This window comes from Paraburkholderia sediminicola, assembly GCF_046026895.1.
Classification (GTDB): domain Bacteria; phylum Pseudomonadota; class Gammaproteobacteria; order Burkholderiales; family Burkholderiaceae; genus Paraburkholderia; species Paraburkholderia sediminicola_C.
On the sequence record NZ_JAQQEU010000322.1, the window covers coordinates 1 to 265 of the forward strand.

The 265-nt window shown below is 58.9% G+C and carries 1 protein-coding gene; it reads right to left on the bottom strand.

Features of this window, described 5'->3' with window-relative positions:
• A partial coding sequence (locus PQR02_RS40955) for a DDE-type integrase/transposase/recombinase (protein ID WP_408243472.1) occupies nucleotides 1–265 on the bottom strand: 265 nt, incomplete at both ends.

A 265-nucleotide genomic window follows, 5' to 3' on the forward strand; every position in this document is an offset into this window, starting at 1 on the left:
TCGCCGCCCAAAGGCAATGGACGTGTATTGACAGCCTTGATCGGAATGTAGAATCACGCCGTCATGGCGTCGTTGCTGCAACGCCATGTCCAGCGAGCGTAACATCAGTTCGGTGTACAGATGGTTTGACATCGCCCAGCCGACGACGCGACGGCTGAACACATCCAGCACGACCGCCAGATAGAGGAATCCTTCACCCGTGGGTACATAGGTCGCATCTGCGACCCACAGCACGTTTGCCGCGTCGGCACTGAAGTGCCGGCGC